Origin of the sequence: Sediminibacterium sp., from assembly GCF_019264485.1 — a bacterium.
Classification (GTDB): domain Bacteria; phylum Bacteroidota; class Bacteroidia; order Chitinophagales; family Chitinophagaceae; genus Sediminibacterium.
Window position 1 is genome coordinate 746549 of record NZ_JAHVAA010000011.1, and the last position, 16992, is coordinate 763540.

The following is a 16992-nucleotide window of genomic DNA, read 5'->3' on the forward strand; positions in this document are numbered from 1 at the left end:
TAATTCAAAACCAATATCCATGATTATGAAAAAAATCATCCCGTCATTAAGTCTGTTTTTTGCGATGCTGTTAGGTGCATCCTGTTCAAAATCTGATAAAGGCCCGGGAACTGACCCCGGCTCATCGGAAGCAAGCTGGAAAATGGGTACTTACGCCTATACAAGAGGAACCAGCAATCAAAGTAGTTCAATTATAGGTGGGGCCAATTTGCATATAGTGTATGCAACAACTTCAGGTGCACCTACACAGGGTGTTTTTTCAGGGAGTGCAGTTACCGTTAAATTTTTTGATCAGGGGCCAGGTGAATATACCATTGTCGCCGAATCTGCCTTTTCAAGTGCCAATGCTGTCAATAAAATCATGTCAATTGATTGTGCTATTGGCACTGCTGTGTCAACAGGCAGCACTTTATATACTTATGCATCCGGAACAGGGAAAGCGAAAGTTACAAAAGTTGATAATCAATACAGGATTACCATCGATAACGGTATTACATTGAACAAAAAGCTTGATGTAAATGGCGGAGTTGCCGGAGCACTTACCAGTTATAGTTTTACTTGTAAATCGATATTCTAGCACTGCATATTATGAACAGTACTTTTTTTATTATCTGAATTTTATATCAGTTATATGAAACATAGTCTTGTTTTATTTTTTATAATAGCCTGCACGGCTTGTAATTCAATTAAGGAGGCTGACAGGCTTGCAAATAAGCAGCAAATAGAAATTATTTATCCTGATGCTGTATTTGATTCGGTGGCAGCAAAGAAGCTCATGGCCTATGGAAATTCAGCCATTAAAGGTCTTGTGTATAAAAAAACAAATAAGTTATCGGTGGTTGGAGGGAAGCAATATGGATCGAATATTGTCATAACCCTTTTCCCTGTTACACCTTATTTGATGGATTGGTATAAACTGAGAGAAAAAAAAGAAAGTAAAAGAACAAAAGTATACATAGCAGATCACGTAGCGAGATTCAGGTTTGAAGTAGTATCGGATGCTTATGGAAGATTTGTATTTGATAAAATAAAGCCTGGAAAATATTTTATCCAGGCTTTTATGACAACTATAAAAAATCTGACAAGAGATGTAGAGGTTGGGGCAAATTCATACGGCACAAAATTTTACCAAAAACAACAATACAGTGTCTCCAAGGGGCATCGTTTAGAACAATTTATTGAGATTTCAAAAGAAGGAGAGGTTCAGGAAGTAGTATTAAAGTAGAAGCATCTTCAAAAAGTAAATTCTTATATATGCGCTGCTTAGTATATTTCTTTAAATACCAGGTTAAATATACAGCGGATGAAAATTAGCATCCGCATTTCAAAACCGTAGAAAACAAATCTGTTCATCAAATTGTAGGCTTTACAGTCTTACCAGTGTTGTTCAATCCAGCAAAAGAGTTTTATCACTAAACCAAAACCCAGACTAATTATCTGGGTTTTGGTTTAGTGCGGAAGAGGAGATTCGAACTCCCATCCCCACGGTACCGTTGGGACTACCACCTCAAAGCAGTGAGTCTCCCAATCCCGCTGTCAGGTTCGTTGTAAAAGCGTTGCTTCTCAGAAAGGAATTATGTAAAGAGGGAATAAAAAACCCAGATAAAATTATCTGGGTTTAGTGCGGAAGAGGAGATTCGAACTCCCACGCCCGGTAAAAGGCGCTACCACCTCAAAGTAGTGCGTCTACCAATTTCGCCACCTCCGCATCTTTGGGACGGCAAATGTACAGTATTCGGTAAATCTATACAAAGCCTTCCGCAAGATTTTCTTTACATCCGCTCCGGAACCCTGATACCCAACACAGACATACCATTTTTCAAAGCCTGTGCCGTTAGCTGTGATAACTGTAAACGAAGCAGTTTCTTTTCCTCTGTCTCAGCATTGGCAATAGAATGTTCGGAATAAAATGAATTGAATGTTTTGGCCAGGTTAAACACATAAATCGCCACTTTGGAAGGATCATGTTCCGAAGCCGCTTCCTGTAAAACAACAGGGAACTGTTCGAGGGTGATGAGGAGGGCTTTTTCCAGGGGAAGTAGGGGTGAATGGTCAATGGTGAATAGTGAATCGGGTTTATCATTGATCATTGACCATTCACCATTGCCCGCTGCTTTTCTGAGGATACTCCTGATCCTCGCATGCGTGTACTGTACAAATGGACCGGTAAACCCGTGGAAATCGATACTTTCTTCGGGATTAAAGATCATTTTCTTTTTGGGATCAACACGCAGCAGGAAGAATTTAAGTGCACCCAGACCAATCGTATCATATAATTCTGTGAGTTCTTCAGGAGTAAAATCTTTCACCTTGCCCAGTTCCTCCGTTTTCAGACGGGCAATATTTACCATTTCTTCTACCAGGTCATCAGCATCTACTACGGTTCCTTCACGACTTTTCATTTTACCCGACGGCAGTTCCACCATACCATAGCTGAGGTGATAAATACCGTCGGCAGAAGGTAATTGCAGTTTCTGACAGATCAGTTTTAATACTTTGAAATGATAATTCTGTTCATCGCCCACCACATAAATACTTTGGCTTGCATTAAACTCTTTTTGTTTCTGTTCAGCCAAACCAATATCCTGGGTAATATAAACGGATGTGCCGTCTTTTCTTCTCACCAGTTTCTCATCCAGTCCGTCTGCAGTAAGGTCAATCCATACACTGCCATCATCTTTCTGGTAAAACACCCCTTTCTGTAAACCTGTTTCTACCAGGTCTTTCCCCAGTAAATAAGTATTGCTTTCGTAATAAGTTTTATCAAAATCGCTGCCAATACGCTGGTAAGTGCTGTTAAATCCTTCATATACCCATCCATTCATGGTGCGCCAAAGCTCCATTACTTCAGGCTTGCCGGCTTCCCAGTCTATCAGCATCTGTTGTGTGGCTTTCATAATGGGGGCTTCTTTTTCAGCCAGGTCCTCACTCATGCCGCTTGCTACCAGTTCCTGGATTTCTTTTTTATAGGCATCATTGAATTTTACATAATAGTCGCCCACAAAATGATCGCCCTTAATTCCGGTATTTGCAGGTGTTGCCCCATTGGCAAACCGCTGCCAGGCAATCATGCTTTTGCAGATATGCACACCTCGGTCATTGACAATACAGGTTTTTGCCACTTCATTACCGGTCGCTTTTAATATTTCGGCGATACTCCATCCGAGGAAATTATTTCTTAGATGTCCCAGGTGTAAAGGTTTATTGGTATTGGGTGACGAATATTCCACCATTACTTTTTCAGCATTGGGTTTGCTGAATCCGAATGTTGTATCGGCAAAAGATGTATCCAAAAAATTCAGCCAATAATTGTCGGCTACCGATAAATTCAAAAACCCTTTAATGATATTATACCCGCTGAATAAACCGGGGTTTGCCTCCAGCAGTGTTTTACCCATTTCTTCTCCCAGGGCATCCGGCGATTTCTTTAGTTGTTTCACCAAAGCAAATAAAACAACAGTATAATCGCCCTCAAATTCAGGTTTGGTGGCATTTACCAATACCTCATGAGGGTGAATATCGATCTGGTATAATGCTTTAATAGCTGCCGATGCCGCCGTTTTTATCTGGTCTACAACACTCATATTCATAATGGTTACAGCGGCAAAAGTAATTAATTAAGCCCTACCTTCGCCGGGTTCATGCGAAACTTACACGAACATATCCGGAGTTTTATCCTCAGCGTGGTGGACCTTTTTTATCCGATTTTTAAAAAGATCATGCCCCTGCAAACCTATCGCTATGCAGCCTGCGGCGGGTTTAATACGGCGCTGGATATTACCTTGTTTTTTGTATCGTATAACTATATTTTCAATAAAGAAACACAACACCTGCCCTTTATTGCCATCAGCGCGCATATCGCCGCATTCCTGGCTGCATTTGTGGTTACTTTTCCAACGGGTTTTTATTTAAGCCGTTATGTGGTATTTCAGGAAACATCAGTAGCCAAAAGAAAGCAACTGAGTAAATATTTCCTGGTGGTTTTGGGTTGTTTCCTCCTGAATTATGTGTTCCTTAAACTCTTTGTTGAAGTGTTTGGATGGTATCCTACAGTATCTAAAATCATCACCACTTTTTTTGTGGTGGCTTTCAGCTATTTCTCTCAGAAGAATTTTACCTTCAAAGCACCCGCCGGTTAATGATTACTGATGCGTAACTGGTAAACAGGCTGCTGTGCCTTATCTTTTACAGGGTTGAAATAAAACATCAAAGTAGCAATTCCCGATTTTTCTGCATGAATCACCCTTATCTGGTGTAACCCTTTCGAAAGTTCAATGACAGTTCTGTGATGGGTATATTCATCGTAAAGGGTGAACTTAGGGTCCCAGCCATCAATGACCAGTTTGCCATCCACATATATTTTTACAAAATCATCTGCCGTAACAGCTAAATCGTAAAATCCTTTTTCTGTTTCAATGTCAGTAACCGCGTCAGTGGCAAATGAATCGGCGGGTAAATTTTTACCGATACTGCCCCACCAGGTAAAATCAAGTTTAGGTAGCGTATCTGTATGAATAGGTGTTGATGCCAGCAGGTTCATAAAAGCATCTGTAGCCGTTAAAGGATCGTTGGTACTATCCCATTTAAACCAGCGTGTGACCCATTTTTGTTGCACTGCGAATTGTTCATATTCAAATACAGTACCGCTGTTTTCTTCTTTTCCCAATTGATTGATAAAAGCGGGCCCTTCGTATTGCAGCCTGATATTTTTTTGTACTGAACTACCTACAGGCTTTGCTATAATTAAAGAAGGAAAACTGTCATTGCCTTTCTCTGTTATTTCAAACCCGTTCAGTTCTTTTACCTTCCAGGAACCAGTCTTACCCAACACTTCAAAATGGTACAAACCGCTGCTGTCAATATTTTTCAGCCATAACAGCGGGTATTGAAAATTATAAGGCCCCCATTTGGCGATACGGATATTTTCTTTTCCTTTCTGAAACAGTGGATCAGGTCTTTTGGTAACCGGAACCTGCTTTAATCTTTCATCAGGAACATAATCCATATCTAAAGGGTCATCTTCACGTGAAGTATCAATATCATTGGTTCTTTCGCCCAGTTTCAGGTTCACGGTATGTGCCATTTTCTGGTTGCCACTGAAAGCCACTGTATCTGTACCCATTATGTCATAAATAGTTTCAGTGGCCGTAAACTGGTTGGCCGCAATCCAGTAATTCATACTCCTGGTATCTTTTACCTGCGCATATTTCCAGTCGGCAGGCTGAGTGGCCCGCGACCATAATTTAATAGCTGTTTTATCGTACAGAAAACGGTTAATGGCAATATTATTATTCTGCCCGTGTTCAATGGCAATACCAATCCGGTTAAAAGCAAAATCATTATCTGTAAAATCGCTGTCGAAACTGTAACCGCCCCATATTCCATGGTCGCAGTCGCGAATAATATTTTTCATCACCAGGTTTCTGCTGAAAGTTACTTCCACGCCATTGGTAGGTGCATAAGAAAAATCGTTGCCATAAATAAAATTATCATTACACCCCCCTTCACCTGTATCCATGGTATGCTGACCAGCCCAGAGAAAAAAACCATCACCACTGTGAGTGGCGCTGTTATAGGCGAAAATATTGTCGTTGCACTGTTCAAATACCAGAAACCCGGCACTGTCTTGCCCGCGTTTGTATTTACCATGACTGTAACCACGCACATTCCAGTCGAGCCGGTTATGATAAAAAGTATTAAAACTGCTTCTGTACAAACCAATACCGATACCAGAATTGAAAGAAAAATTATTATTATAAACTGTTGCTTTTTCAGAGTGGGTCATCATTAATCCGCACTGACCACCCGTAATGGTATTATTAGCAATCAGTGCATTCTTGCAATGGTTGAGATAAATACCGGCACCATACCTTTTCCACTCCTGGTTTTCATTTTTATGGTAACTCATCCAGTCGCTGATATCTTCTCTTTCCCGGTTGCTTTTCAGTTCCTGACGGTAATTATAACTGAGGTCGCAATCTTCTATACTGAGTCTGTCAACACTGTCTGCCAGTATGGCTATTTTATACCCGTGAATATTGGCATTGCGGATATGGATATTTTTTGAACCGGGTCTGATATAGATGGCTACCCCATAAAATTCATCCGGACGGGTTTTGTCATTCGAGCCTTGCAGGATAACCTCTTTTAAATCCACGGTAATATTCTCACCGGCAATTTCAATAAGGGGAGAGCTTGAATCGGAATTAAGGGCATAGAATCCGGGTTGCAAACGGGTAGATGAAATAATTTTCATGCCCTTTTCAGGCTTAACCGAAGGCATATCCTGGGCCGACAGGTATAAAAGAAAACCTGACAGTAACCCTGTAAGCAGACATTTCAAATACATACTTAAAACTAAGATTTTCTGTTATATAGGATGCCAAATGGCAGATTTTACATAGTTAAACTGTCAGAAACGCATTGATTTGGAGCAGTTTCGATAAGGCTAACAGGGATAAAGGCGGGGGGCTGACAATTTTTCATTTTAGGGGCAGATGGCATAATGATTGACAGGTGTTAGCCGATTATTAACCTGAAATCAATAGTTATGGGCAAGATAATAGGCATTGACCTTGGAACAACAAATAGCTGTGTGGCCGTTATGGAAGGTAACGAGCCGGTAGTGATTGCAAATGATGAAGGACGCAGAACCACCCCTTCCGTAGTGGCATTTCTCAAAAACGGGGAGCGTAAAGTAGGAGATCCTGCCAAACGTCAGGCCATTACCAACCCGCAAAACACTATTACGAGTGTAAAGCGTTTTATGGGCCGTCGTCACGACGAAGTAACCGAAGAAATAAGTCACTGGAGCTATAAAGTAGCTAAAGGCGATAACAATACTGTACGTGTTGCCATAGATGATCGTTTATACACTCCGCAGGAAATCTCTGCCATGATCCTTCAGAAAATGAAGAAAACAGCAGAAGATTATCTCGGACAGGAAGTAACAGAAGCGGTAATTACCGTGCCTGCTTATTTTAACGATGCACAACGTCAGGCAACCAAAGAAGCCGGAGAAATTGCGGGTCTGAATGTTCGCCGTATTGTAAACGAGCCTACAGCTGCAGCATTGGCTTATGGCCTGGATAAAAAACATGCCGACCAGAAGATTGCCGTATTCGACCTTGGTGGTGGTACATTCGATATCTCTATCCTCGAACTGGGTGATGGTGTATTTGAAGTAAAGTCTACCAATGGTGATACTCACTTAGGTGGTGACGATTTTGATAAAGTAGTGATGGACTGGCTGGCAGATGAATTCAAAAGCCAGGAAGCCATCGATCTGCGTAAAGATCCAATGGCGTTACAACGCTTGAAAGAAGCGTCTGAAAAAGCAAAGATTGAATTGAGTTCTTCTGCTGAAACAGAAATCAACCTTCCATACATCACAGCAGTTGATGGTGTTCCCAAACACCTGGTACTGAAATTAACACGTGCAAAATTTGAGGCATTGGCCGACAATTTATTCGCCCGTTGTTTAAAACCCTGTGAAGCTGCATTGAAAGATGCCGGATACAACACATCCCAGATCGATGAAGTGATCCTGGTAGGTGGCTCAACCCGTATTCCTAAAGTACAGGAGATCGTAGAGAAATTCTTTGGAAAGAAACCAAATCGTGGTGTAAATCCGGATGAAGTAGTTGCCGTAGGTGCCGCTATTCAGGGTGCCGTATTAACCGGTGAAGTGAAAGATGTATTGTTACTCGATGTAACCCCGTTAGGCTTGGGTATTGAAACCATGGGTAGTGTAATGACCACCATGATTCCTTCCAATACCACCATTCCTACCAAGAAAACAGAAGTATTCTCAACCGCCAGCGATAACCAGCCCGGTGTACAGATTCATGTATTACAGGGAGAGCGCCCGATGGCCAACCAGAATAAGAGCCTGGGTATCTTTAACCTCGATGGCATTCCGCCAGCACCAAGAGGCGTACCCCAGATTGAAGTAACTTTTGATATCGATGCGAATGGTCTGCTGCATGTTAGTGCAAAAGACAAAGGCACTGGTAAAGAACAGAAGATTCGTATTGAAGCAGGTAGCGGCTTAAGCAAAGAAGAAATTGAAAAAATGAAAACTGAAGCCAAAGCCAATGAAGCAACCGATAAAGAAGCGCGTGAAAAAGTAGAGAAACTGAATCAGGCCGATAGTTTAATCTTCCAGACCGAGAAACAATTCAAAGAGTTCGGAGATAAAATTCCTGCCGATAAAAAAGCGCCGATTGAAACTGCATTGGCCAAACTGAAAGAAGCACACAAAAACCAGGATATTGCTGCGGTAGATGCTGCAATGACTGAAATGAACACCGCATGGACAGCTGCCAGTGAAGAAATTTACAAGGCGCAGCAGGAAGCAGGTGCCCAGCAGCCGGGTGCTGAAGCGCAAGCGGGTGGTGCTGAACAGGCAAACGGGTCAGCAAAAAATGATACCGTTGAAGATGCGCAATTCGAAGAAGTGAAATAATAAAGACCTTATAAATTGTCAAGGCCCCGATTAAAAAACCGGGGCCTTTTTTATACCTGTAAATGAGAAAACTATTTTACCAACGATTTTATTCCCGTAGAGGATACATTATTTAAGCCGTAGCCTTAACATTTTCAGCAAAATTTATACTTCCTGTACGAGCGTAGTATTGGTAGTGAAATCTTTTACAAAAGAATTGTTCTCTTTTCCTGCATATAATACCCGGTATTTTTCGCCTGCACTTAAACGTTTCCACCAGGGACGTGATGAAGCAGTGAATAAAATGCAGGCCTGGATTTCCATGAATAACAATTCGCTTTCAGAAAAAACACGGGCTTCTCGATAGGGTTTAAAACGGGGAGCTGTATGCATGACTTTAATTTTATCAAAATTATTCTTTACTTACGAAGGAAAAATTGTTTCGCTAAAAAAGAGTAATAATACTCCGTATAATTACCTAATACTCTTTATGGAGTGAAGTACACTCCGCTTCAGATTGAGTAATAAGGTATCGCAAATTGCGATACCTTATTACTCTTTTTCATCTGCTCTTCTGAAACCAATTCTCCGGGTGTTTGATTCCTGTATCAATAATTTTTGAAAGAGTCCGAATACTGTTTCAAAATCTTCATCATGTTTATCAACACGTTTACCTATTCGTTCCAGTGTAAGTAACACTTCCTGGCTATTCGACAATAAAGCCCGCATCTGTACAAAGATCTCAATGATTCTGATACTGACTTTTAAAGCTTTTTCTGTTTTTAAAACATTGGCAAGCATCAGTATGCCATGTTCGGTAAAGGCCAATGGTATGGCACCGCCTAAATGTTGTACAGAAGGTATCGCATTTTGCGATACCATGAATTTAATTTCTTTCTGATTGAGTGGAAACATAAAATGTTTGGGAAACCTCTTCAGGTTTCTTTTTACCTGCTCTCTCAGTCTTGTAGGTATTACATCATACAGTTTGGCGAGATCACGATCCAACATAATTTTTTGTCCTCTTACCAGGTGAATATGCTGTGTAATGGTTTCGTCTGTAAATTTTTCGTTTCGTTTAGATGGCATAAAAAAAATTTCAACTAATCTATTATGATCCGTTGATTTTTTATACCGTATTTATACCTGATTTTTATTGCGGCAACTACCTGTTTTAAGGTATCGCATTTTGCGATACCTTATTTGGTAATACGATAACACCAGCGTTTTAATTTCCCTTCAAAATCAAATGGGGTAGTGGCTTTGGTGATGTCTTTAATATCGGCAGCTTGTATTTGTTCCGTTTCAAGAATGAATTTTGTATAGTTGGTACTGAAGAAAAGGGTGCCGCCTGTGGTCATGGCAGCCAGCACATCATTAATCAGTTCCACATGGTCGCGCTGGATATCGAGAAAGTCTTTCATGCGTTTACTGTTGCTGAAAGTGGGCGGGTCCATAATAACCAGATCGAAGCTATTGGGTTGCAGTGTTTTCAGGTACTGCTTTACATCAGCATGTACAAAAAAGTATTTGTCTTTATCCTTAAACCGGTTGATTACCATATGATCTTCTGCCCAGTTGAGATAGGTTTTCGATAAGTCTACTGAAGTAACAGAAGCAGCGCCACCCGCAGCCGTGTAAACAGAAAAAGATCCGGTATAGCAAAACAAATTCAATACCCTTTTGCCCGGAGCAATTTCTTTTGCCATCTGACGGGTAATACGATGGTCAAGAAACAAACCTGTATCTAAATAATCGGCAAGATTAACCAGAAATTTCAAACCGTTTTCTTCTACAGTAAAGAATTCTTTTTTGCTGTCTATTTTTTCATACTGTTCATCCCTGTGCGACATTCTCTTGCGCTGTCTTACAAAAATAGATGCTGGTTTTATCTCCGTTATCTCAGTAATTACAGCAATACATTGGTCCAGCCATGTTTCATGTTCCTCATCGGTCATGCCATGCCGGCGCAGGTATTCTGCGAGGTAAATCTTGTCTTCATAAAATTCAATGGCAAAAGGAAATTCCGGAAGGTCATGGTCATACACACGGTAACAACTAATACCCATTCTCCGGGCCTGTTTATGCCGGTGTTTGTACACTTTCTGTAAGCGGTTACGAAACATCTCCAGTTTGGGGCTTTCAGACATGCGGCAAAGATAATGGGTGTGGTCTTATCATCGGTTATTCAGCCACTCACAGAAATTAGCTGTAAAAGCGCTGTGTTTACTTTATATTTAAGACCCAAAAATCAAACTGCATGCGAAAACTCATGATCACAACACTGCTGTGTTGGGTAGCCGCCACCGTTGGCGCCCAGGACTACAGTAATGCGGCAGAACAGGCTAACAGGCTCAATGCACTAACCAAAGCCTACCCGCAACTTACAACACTCAAATCGCTTACTAAAACAAATGGTGGTAAAGACATCTGGTTGCTCACCATCGGTACCGGTAAAACAGAAACCAAACCGGCTATAGCTGTCATTGGCGGCGTAGAAGGCAACCATTTACTCGGAACAGAAATGGCCATTGGTTTTGCAGAACAATTATTAAAAGGGTCGGGCAGCGACAGCATCCGTGCCTTACTCAACCGCACCACCTATTATGTGTTCCCGAATATGAGTCCGGATGCCATGGAACAATATTTCAGTAAAATTCGTTCTGAAAGAGCCGGTAATGCAACAGGTACAGACGATGACCGCGATGGTAAACAGAATGAAGACGGATGGGATGACCTCGATGCAAACGGAAAAATTACTATCCTCCGTATTGAATCTATAACCGGAGATTATAAACTGCACCCCGATGATGCACGTGTACTCATTAAAGCAGATATGGGCAAAGGAGAGAAAGGCAAATACAAATTACTCATAGAAGGTATTGACAACGATAAAGACGGCTTGTTCAATGAAGATGGAGAAGGTGGTATAGCATTTAATAAAAACCTTACCTATAACCATAAAACATTTGCAGCAGGTGCCGGTGAATTTCCTGCCAGCGAAAAAGAAACAAGGGCCATGCTCGATTTTCTGTACGATGCATTCAATGTATATACAGTAGTAAGTTTTGGTACCAATAATAATCTGTCAACACCTATTGCATACAATCCTGCAGCAGCAAACCAACGTATTGTTGCAGGGTTATTGGAGCCCGATGCCAAAGTAAATGGTATGGTGAGCGATATGTACAATAAAGTAACAGGCAGCAAAGATGCACCACGTACCAATGTAACGGGTGGAGATGTGTTGTCATGGGGCTATTTCCATTTTGGTCGTTATAGTTTCAGCACACCGGGCTGGTGGGTACCTAAAGCAAAACCCGATACAGCTAAAAAAGAAAAAGCATTTACAGTAGAAGATGCCACTGCTAACTATTTGCGCTGGGCTTCGCAGCAGGGTATTGCCAATACTTTCACTGAATGGAAAACCATACAGCATCCCGATTTCCCCGGGCAGAAAGTAGAAGTGGGGGGTATCGACCCGTATGTAATGAATAACCCGCCGTATAAAATGGCAGATGCAGTAGTAAAAAAACATGCAGAGTTTCTGGTGAAACTTGCATCAAATCAGCCGGAGATTGATATTATAAACCTGAAAACAGAAAAACTGGCCAGTGGTTTAACGCGCATCAGTCTCGATGTGGTAAACAAAGGCAGTATGTCAACACACAGCAAACTCGGTGAAAGAAACTACTTTGTTAAAAAAGTAAAAGTAGCTCTGCAAACAGCCGCTAAACAGGATGTGGTTGGTGGAAGAAAAATTCATTTACTGAACAGTATTGAAGCCAACAGTTCCAGTTCATTTAGTTGGGTGGTAAAAGGTACGGGCAAAATTACTGTAGAAGCAGGTTGCCCTACAGCAGGTACCAAAACCATTGAGATTAATCTTTGATCACCACAAATTATTTCAACATGAAACAGTTTATTCTTAAAATATTCACTACCATACTCGTTCTTGGTTCGGGTATGTATGTGCAGGCACAATTGCCCGATCAGGTATTCAAGGCTGCAGGCTCACCTGTAAACCCTAAAGTTACTGCTACCTGGAACCGTTATTATGACCATGCGGGTATCAGTGAAATCTGCAAAAAAATAGCAGCGGCTTATCCCGATCTGGCCAAACTGCAGTCTATCGGTAAATCCTACGAGGGCCGCGATCTCTGGTGCCTTACCATTACCGATTTCAAAAAAGGAAATGCAGATAAGAAACCGGGAATGTATATCGATGGAAATATTCACTCGAATGAAATACAGGGGGCAGAATTTGCTTTATACACCGCCTGGTACCTCACCGAATCTTTTGGTGATACCAAATTCATACAGGAATTACTGGAAGATAAAGTATTCTACATCGTACCTACCATCAACCCCGATGCGCGCGACAGTTATATGCACAAACCCAATACCGGAAGCTCACCCCGCTCTGGTGTAATACCGGTAGATAATGATGGGGATGGACAGGTGAATGAAGACAGTTATGACGATATCAATAAGGATGGTCATATTACCATGATGCGCAGAAAAAGTGCCAACGGCCGCTGGAAACTCGATCCCAAAGACCCGCGTAATATGATACAGGTAGGCCCCGATGAAAAAGGGGATTATGAATTACTCGGTATTGAAGGAATTGATAATGACGGCGATGGTCGTGTAAATGAAGATGGTTATACGTTTGAATACGATCCTAACCGCGACTGGGGTTGGGGATGGCAGCCAAACTATATTCAGAATGGTGCTTATAAATATCCCTTCTCCTTACCAGAGAACAGGGCCATCATGGAATTTGTAATGAAACATCCGAATATAGCCGCTGCGCAGTCATTCCATAATGCAGGTGGTATGATTTTACGTGGTCCGGGCGGACAGGAAGACGTTGGAACCTACAATGCACAGGATATTGCCGTGTACGATGCCATTGCCAAAAAAGGAGAGGAACTGATTCCGGGTTATAAATACCTCGTGGTGTACAAAGATTTGTATTCTGCTTATGGCGGAGAGCTCGATTGGTTTTATGCCGGTCGCGGTATCTATACCTATTCCAATGAATTGTGGACGCCCTACCTGATGTATATGCGTGAAGCTACACGTGATCCATTTGATAATGCGAGTTTCAGTTTCGATCGTTATTTATTGTTCCAGGATGCATTTGTGCCATGGGCTGAATACGATCATCCTCAGTATGGTAAGATAGAAGTGGGTGGGATGAAGAAGAATTTCGGTCGTGCACACCCCGGTTTTTTACTCGAATCGGATGCACACAGAAATATGGCATTCAGTATCTATCATTGTTTCCATACACCTAAACTCGATGTGCAGGAAATTAGTGAGAAAGATTTAGGTGACGGATTGAAAGAGGTAACGGCCGTTATTACCAACAGCCGCCTCATGCCAACACATAGCAGTCAGGATACCAAGAATAAAATTGAACGTCCTGATTATATTACGCTCACCACTTCAGGAAAAATACTTTCCGGTATGCAGGTAGAAAACCGCGACCTGAACCTGAGCAGAGAACAGGAACAAAACCCCGGCACCATTGAAGTAGCCAATATTCCCGGTCTTGGATCGGTAACGGTGAAATGGATTGTACAGGGTGGTGGTAAATACACGGTAAGTGTAGACAGTAAAAAAGGCGGAACAGTGTCCGCCTCTAAATAATCTATCTATAATCTGTGAATCTGTGGCTTAATTCTTTTGCCACAGATTCACGGATTTTTATTTTAGTTGCGCCAGCGCATCTTTAATTCTTCCCCACGCTTTTTCAATATTGCCCATACTATTGGCAAAAGAAAAACGCACACAATTCGGCTCACCAAAAGCATCACCCATTACAGAAGATACATGCGCTGTATTTAACAGATACATGCTAAAGTCTGCTGCGTTGGCAATGGTATTGGTTCCATCAGATTTGCCATAATAAGCGCTCACATCAGGAAACACATAAAAAGCTCCTTCGGGTTCAAAGCATTTGAAACCGGGTATTGCTTTAACCAGTTCAAGTGTTCTTGTTCTTCTCCTCGTAAATTCTTCGGTCATTTCTTCTGAAGGACGCAAATCGCCTGTTAAAGCGGCAACGGCTGCTTTCTGTGTAATAGAGCAGGTGCCACTGGTAAACTGCCCCTGTAATTTTTCACAGGCTTTGGCAATAGTGGCATTGGCTGCAATATAACCCAGGCGCCAGCCCGTCATGGCAAAACCTTTGCTCAATCCATTGATGAGCACCACACGGTCTTTCAGATCGGCAAACTGTGCAATGCTTTCATGTTGTCCAACGAAATTGATGTATTCATAAATTTCATCTGAAAGAATAATAACATCAGGATATTTTCTGAACACATCTGCCAGTGCTTCCAGTTCTGTTTTGCTATACACTGCACCTGAAGGGTTACAGGGAGAAGAAAACATAAACACTTTTGTTTTGGGTGTAATAGCAGCTTCGAGTTCAGCAGCAGTGGTTTTAAAACCATTTTCTACTGAAGTTCTGATCTCTACCACTTTACCGCGTGCAATCTTCACCAGTTCAGAATAGGTAACCCAGTAAGGTGTAGGAATCACCACTTCATCACCGTCATCTACGAGGGCGAGAATGGCATTGGCCAAACTTTGTTTGGCACCGGTAGAAGTAATAATATTTTCAGGAGCGTAATCAAGGTTATTATCGCGTTTCAGTTTGGTGCAAACAGCTTCTCTCAGGTCAAGAAAACCGGGAACGGGTGTATAATGACTCCAGTTATCGTTGATGGCTTTAATGGCAGCATCTTTAATATGCTGAGGCGTATCGAAATCGGGTTCACCTAAGCTAAGGTCTATTACGTCTACACCTTTGGCTCTTAATTCACGGCCCAATTTGGCCATTTTGAGGGTTTCCGGCTCATTAAACCGGTTGAGAAGCGAGGATAATTGCATTGCTCTTACATTAAATAAATTGGTTACTTGAATTTTGCGAGCGGAAGTTCGGAAAAAACAAGCAAACAGGTGTAAGTTTTAGAGGACAGATGTCGGATGGCAGATGTCAGATGGCGGATTTCTGATTTTTTTGTGCATAATATGATAGAACTGTTATAAATCGAACACGGATTATCATGATTATGATGATCTGTCATGATAAATCATTATAATCATGATAATCTGCGTTCCATCCTTCGCTTTCGGCTATTTAACCACAAAAGCAAACTTTACTTTAACATGTAACTCTTCGCCGTTGTTGGTCGCCTGACCAACAACAAATGTGATTAACCACACAGCTCATCTTTCGGACTTTCCGACGCCGGTCTTCCGGACTAATAGCCAATTTTGTACCTGCTTAAATCCGGTAACCGTTTTTTCTTTCTTTGTACTTCATGCTCGTAAATAAGCTGCCCGAGATTTTTCAGGAAGGGATATCCTACAGCATCATAATCGTATTTGTCATCGTTAAACACGCCATCGCTGTTGCATAAAATGGTGGCGCTTAAAAAGAATTCGATCTTTTTTTCAAAATCTACGAAATAGCATACATCAGTAAGGAAACCATAAGCACCGCCGATTTTATTGAAGATGCGGATATGTTTTGGTGCCCTTCCTTTAGCAGCACCATAAAAAAGAAATTTGGCGGAAGCATCGCCCACTTTGCTGGTATCATATTTAGGCGATTCGCTTTCTGAAGGGAAGGCACTCATCCAGCGGTATAAAAAATTGTAATCTTCTTTGGTAAAATCAAATCGTTGTTTGGCAGGAAAGGCATCGGGCATGATGACGGTTTGTAACATTCGGTGAAAATCTTTCAAATACACCCTGTTCTTATCATCGAATACAAAAGGTTCATTCACCAACAGATTGCCAGCATAATAACCTTTGCCTAATCGGGTTTGAAAAGAAGGGAAGATGGCTTTACTGAAAGCAGGTGGTTGAGAAGTAAGGTATCCGCCGGTATTGGTAAGAAAAGTTACTGAATGTGTTCTTCTGTTTTGTTCTTCTGTTCTGCTAACGCTGAGCCGGTGACGAATAATGGCATCCGGATAACTTTTTTGAGTCAATTTTTGCTGAATATATTCCTGCCCTAAATATTCGTACAGTCTGTTAAAAGCATCATTGTCGCTCACCAGAAAAATCTGTTTGATAAACCTTTCAATGGTTGAACGGTTGGGTACATTATCCTGAATTTTATTGATATGTTTAATCATGTCAATGCTGTCGGTAATGATAGTAGTATTTATGTCAATAGGAATACCAGCTCTCTTTGCCTTACTTAATTTTTCCAGTGCCAGAAAAGCCACCGGCATTTTAACCGTACTCGCAGGGTAGAAATATTCATTCTCATTCAAATGAAAACCAAAATCAGTAAATGAAGGTCTGTTCTTTTTATCTCTATCAATCTGCGTGTACATGATTTGTACCCGGAAACTATCCCTGTTTTGAAGGATTGTATTAAATAGTTCAGGTTTTGTCTGCATCAGTTGCCTGAGCAGAACAGTATCCTGGGCATGAAGTTGTGTGACTGAGAGCAAACAGAAAATTAAAAATATTCGCATGGTTAAAAATAGGAGAAAGTGGGGAAGACTGGAAGT

Annotated in this window: 13 protein-coding genes and 1 tRNA gene; 6 read left to right on the top strand and 8 right to left on the bottom strand. The window is 41.4% G+C overall.

Annotated elements, in window-relative coordinates:
- Positions 1 to 25 precede the first annotated feature (25 nt).
- A complete protein-coding gene (locus tag KXJ59_RS09485) occupies positions 26 to 577 on the top strand; it encodes a hypothetical protein (protein ID WP_295203771.1) in 552 nt (183 codons plus the stop codon).
- A gap of 54 nt (positions 578 to 631) precedes the next feature.
- Complete coding sequence (locus KXJ59_RS09490) at positions 632 to 1225, top strand: hypothetical protein (RefSeq protein ID WP_295203774.1); 594 nt, start codon at positions 632 to 634, stop codon at positions 1223 to 1225.
- Positions 1226 to 1622: 397 nt separating this feature from the next.
- Here KXJ59_RS09490 and KXJ59_RS09495 read toward each other — a convergent pair.
- Both KXJ59_RS09495 and argS read right to left on the bottom strand, forming a co-directional pair.
- Positions 1623 to 1708: transfer RNA gene (locus tag KXJ59_RS09495), tRNA-Leu, on the bottom strand.
- 64 nt (positions 1709 to 1772) lie between these two features.
- Positions 1773 to 3584, bottom strand: a complete 1812-nt coding sequence (gene argS / locus KXJ59_RS09500; RefSeq protein ID WP_295203776.1) for an arginine--tRNA ligase — start codon at positions 3582 to 3584, stop codon at positions 1773 to 1775.
- Between the two features lie 57 nt (positions 3585 to 3641).
- Between argS and KXJ59_RS09505 the strand changes: the two genes are divergently transcribed.
- The gene (locus KXJ59_RS09505) at positions 3642 to 4139 is read left to right on the top strand and encodes a GtrA family protein (RefSeq protein ID WP_295203778.1); all 498 of its coding nucleotides are present in this window, start codon (positions 3642 to 3644) and stop codon (positions 4137 to 4139) included.
- On the opposite strand, the gene KXJ59_RS09510 is transcribed toward KXJ59_RS09505, so the two are convergent.
- The gene (locus KXJ59_RS09510; RefSeq protein ID WP_295203780.1) at positions 4136 to 6349 is read right to left on the bottom strand and encodes a right-handed parallel beta-helix repeat-containing protein; all 2214 of its coding nucleotides are present in this window, start codon (positions 6347 to 6349) and stop codon (positions 4136 to 4138) included. The genes KXJ59_RS09505 and KXJ59_RS09510 overlap by 4 nt on opposite strands.
- A gap of 201 nt (positions 6350 to 6550) precedes the next feature.
- On the opposite strand from KXJ59_RS09510, the gene dnaK reads away from it, so the two are divergent.
- Positions 6551 to 8467, top strand: coding sequence for a molecular chaperone DnaK (gene dnaK / locus KXJ59_RS09515; RefSeq protein WP_295203782.1), 1917 nt, complete (start codon positions 6551 to 6553; stop codon positions 8465 to 8467).
- Between the two features lie 144 nt (positions 8468 to 8611).
- Here the strand turns inward: dnaK and KXJ59_RS09520 are convergent, their stop codons facing one another.
- The 3 genes from KXJ59_RS09520 to KXJ59_RS09530 all read right to left on the bottom strand — a co-directional run bounded on the left by KXJ59_RS09520 (position 8612) and on the right by KXJ59_RS09530 (position 10596).
- Positions 8612 to 8839 carry a hypothetical protein gene (locus KXJ59_RS09520; RefSeq protein ID WP_295203785.1) on the bottom strand — a complete coding sequence of 76 codons (228 nt, stop codon included), beginning with the start codon at positions 8837 to 8839 and terminating at the stop codon, positions 8612 to 8614.
- A 159-nt stretch (positions 8840 to 8998) separates the two neighbouring features.
- Entirely contained in the window at positions 8999 to 9535 is a 537-nt protein-coding gene (locus tag KXJ59_RS09525) for an ORF6N domain-containing protein (RefSeq protein WP_295203788.1), read from the bottom strand.
- A 110-nt stretch (positions 9536 to 9645) separates the two neighbouring features.
- Positions 9646 to 10596, bottom strand: coding sequence for a class I SAM-dependent methyltransferase (locus KXJ59_RS09530; protein ID WP_295203790.1), 951 nt, complete (start codon positions 10594 to 10596; stop codon positions 9646 to 9648).
- Between the two features lie 110 nt (positions 10597 to 10706).
- Between KXJ59_RS09530 and KXJ59_RS09535 the strand changes: the two genes are divergently transcribed.
- Both KXJ59_RS09535 and KXJ59_RS09540 read left to right on the top strand, forming a co-directional pair.
- On the top strand, positions 10707 to 12338 hold the full coding sequence (locus tag KXJ59_RS09535) for a M14 family metallopeptidase (RefSeq protein WP_295203792.1): 1632 nt from the start codon (positions 10707 to 10709) through the stop codon (positions 12336 to 12338).
- Between the two features lie 20 nt (positions 12339 to 12358).
- Complete coding sequence (locus KXJ59_RS09540) at positions 12359 to 14104, top strand: M14 family metallopeptidase (protein ID WP_295203795.1); 1746 nt, start codon at positions 12359 to 12361, stop codon at positions 14102 to 14104.
- 57 nt (positions 14105 to 14161) lie between these two features.
- Here KXJ59_RS09540 and KXJ59_RS09545 read toward each other — a convergent pair whose 3' ends face one another.
- Both KXJ59_RS09545 and KXJ59_RS09550 read right to left on the bottom strand, forming a co-directional pair.
- The gene (locus KXJ59_RS09545) at positions 14162 to 15301 is read right to left on the bottom strand and encodes a pyridoxal phosphate-dependent aminotransferase (protein ID WP_295203797.1); all 1140 of its coding nucleotides are present in this window, start codon (positions 15299 to 15301) and stop codon (positions 14162 to 14164) included.
- Positions 15302 to 15726: 425 nt separating this feature from the next.
- On the bottom strand, positions 15727 to 16956 hold the full coding sequence (locus tag KXJ59_RS09550) for a serine hydrolase (RefSeq protein ID WP_295203799.1): 1230 nt from the start codon (positions 16954 to 16956) through the stop codon (positions 15727 to 15729).
- Positions 16957 to 16992: the final 36 nt, after the last annotated feature.

Bases quoted from the DNA above. Each gene is read 5' to 3' on its own strand.
- KXJ59_RS09505 (WP_295203778.1), top strand. From the start codon at position 3,642: ATGCGAAACTTACACGAACATATCCGGAGTTTTATCCTCAGCGTGGTG.
- KXJ59_RS09530 (WP_295203790.1), bottom strand. From the start codon at position 10,596: ATGTCTGAAAGCCCCAAACTGGAGATGTTTCGTAACCGCTTACAGAAA.
- KXJ59_RS09490 (WP_295203774.1), top strand. From the start codon at position 632: ATGAAACATAGTCTTGTTTTATTTTTTATAATAGCCTGCACGGCTTGT.
- KXJ59_RS09540 (WP_295203795.1), top strand. From the start codon at position 12,359: ATGAAACAGTTTATTCTTAAAATATTCACTACCATACTCGTTCTTGGT.
- KXJ59_RS09525 (WP_295203788.1), bottom strand. From the start codon at position 9,535: ATGCCATCTAAACGAAACGAAAAATTTACAGACGAAACCATTACACAG.
- KXJ59_RS09535 (WP_295203792.1), top strand. From the start codon at position 10,707: ATGCGAAAACTCATGATCACAACACTGCTGTGTTGGGTAGCCGCCACC.
- KXJ59_RS09520 (WP_295203785.1), bottom strand. From the start codon at position 8,839: ATGCATACAGCTCCCCGTTTTAAACCCTATCGAGAAGCCCGTGTTTTT.
- KXJ59_RS09485 (WP_295203771.1), top strand. From the start codon at position 26: ATGAAAAAAATCATCCCGTCATTAAGTCTGTTTTTTGCGATGCTGTTA.
- KXJ59_RS09510 (WP_295203780.1), bottom strand. From the start codon at position 6,349: ATGTATTTGAAATGTCTGCTTACAGGGTTACTGTCAGGTTTTCTTTTA.
- argS (WP_295203776.1), bottom strand. From the start codon at position 3,584: ATGAGTGTTGTAGACCAGATAAAAACGGCGGCATCGGCAGCTATTAAA.
- KXJ59_RS09545 (WP_295203797.1), bottom strand. From the start codon at position 15,301: ATGGCCAAATTGGGCCGTGAATTAAGAGCCAAAGGTGTAGACGTAATA.
- dnaK (WP_295203782.1), top strand. From the start codon at position 6,551: ATGGGCAAGATAATAGGCATTGACCTTGGAACAACAAATAGCTGTGTG.
- KXJ59_RS09550 (WP_295203799.1), bottom strand. From the start codon at position 16,956: ATGCGAATATTTTTAATTTTCTGTTTGCTCTCAGTCACACAACTTCAT.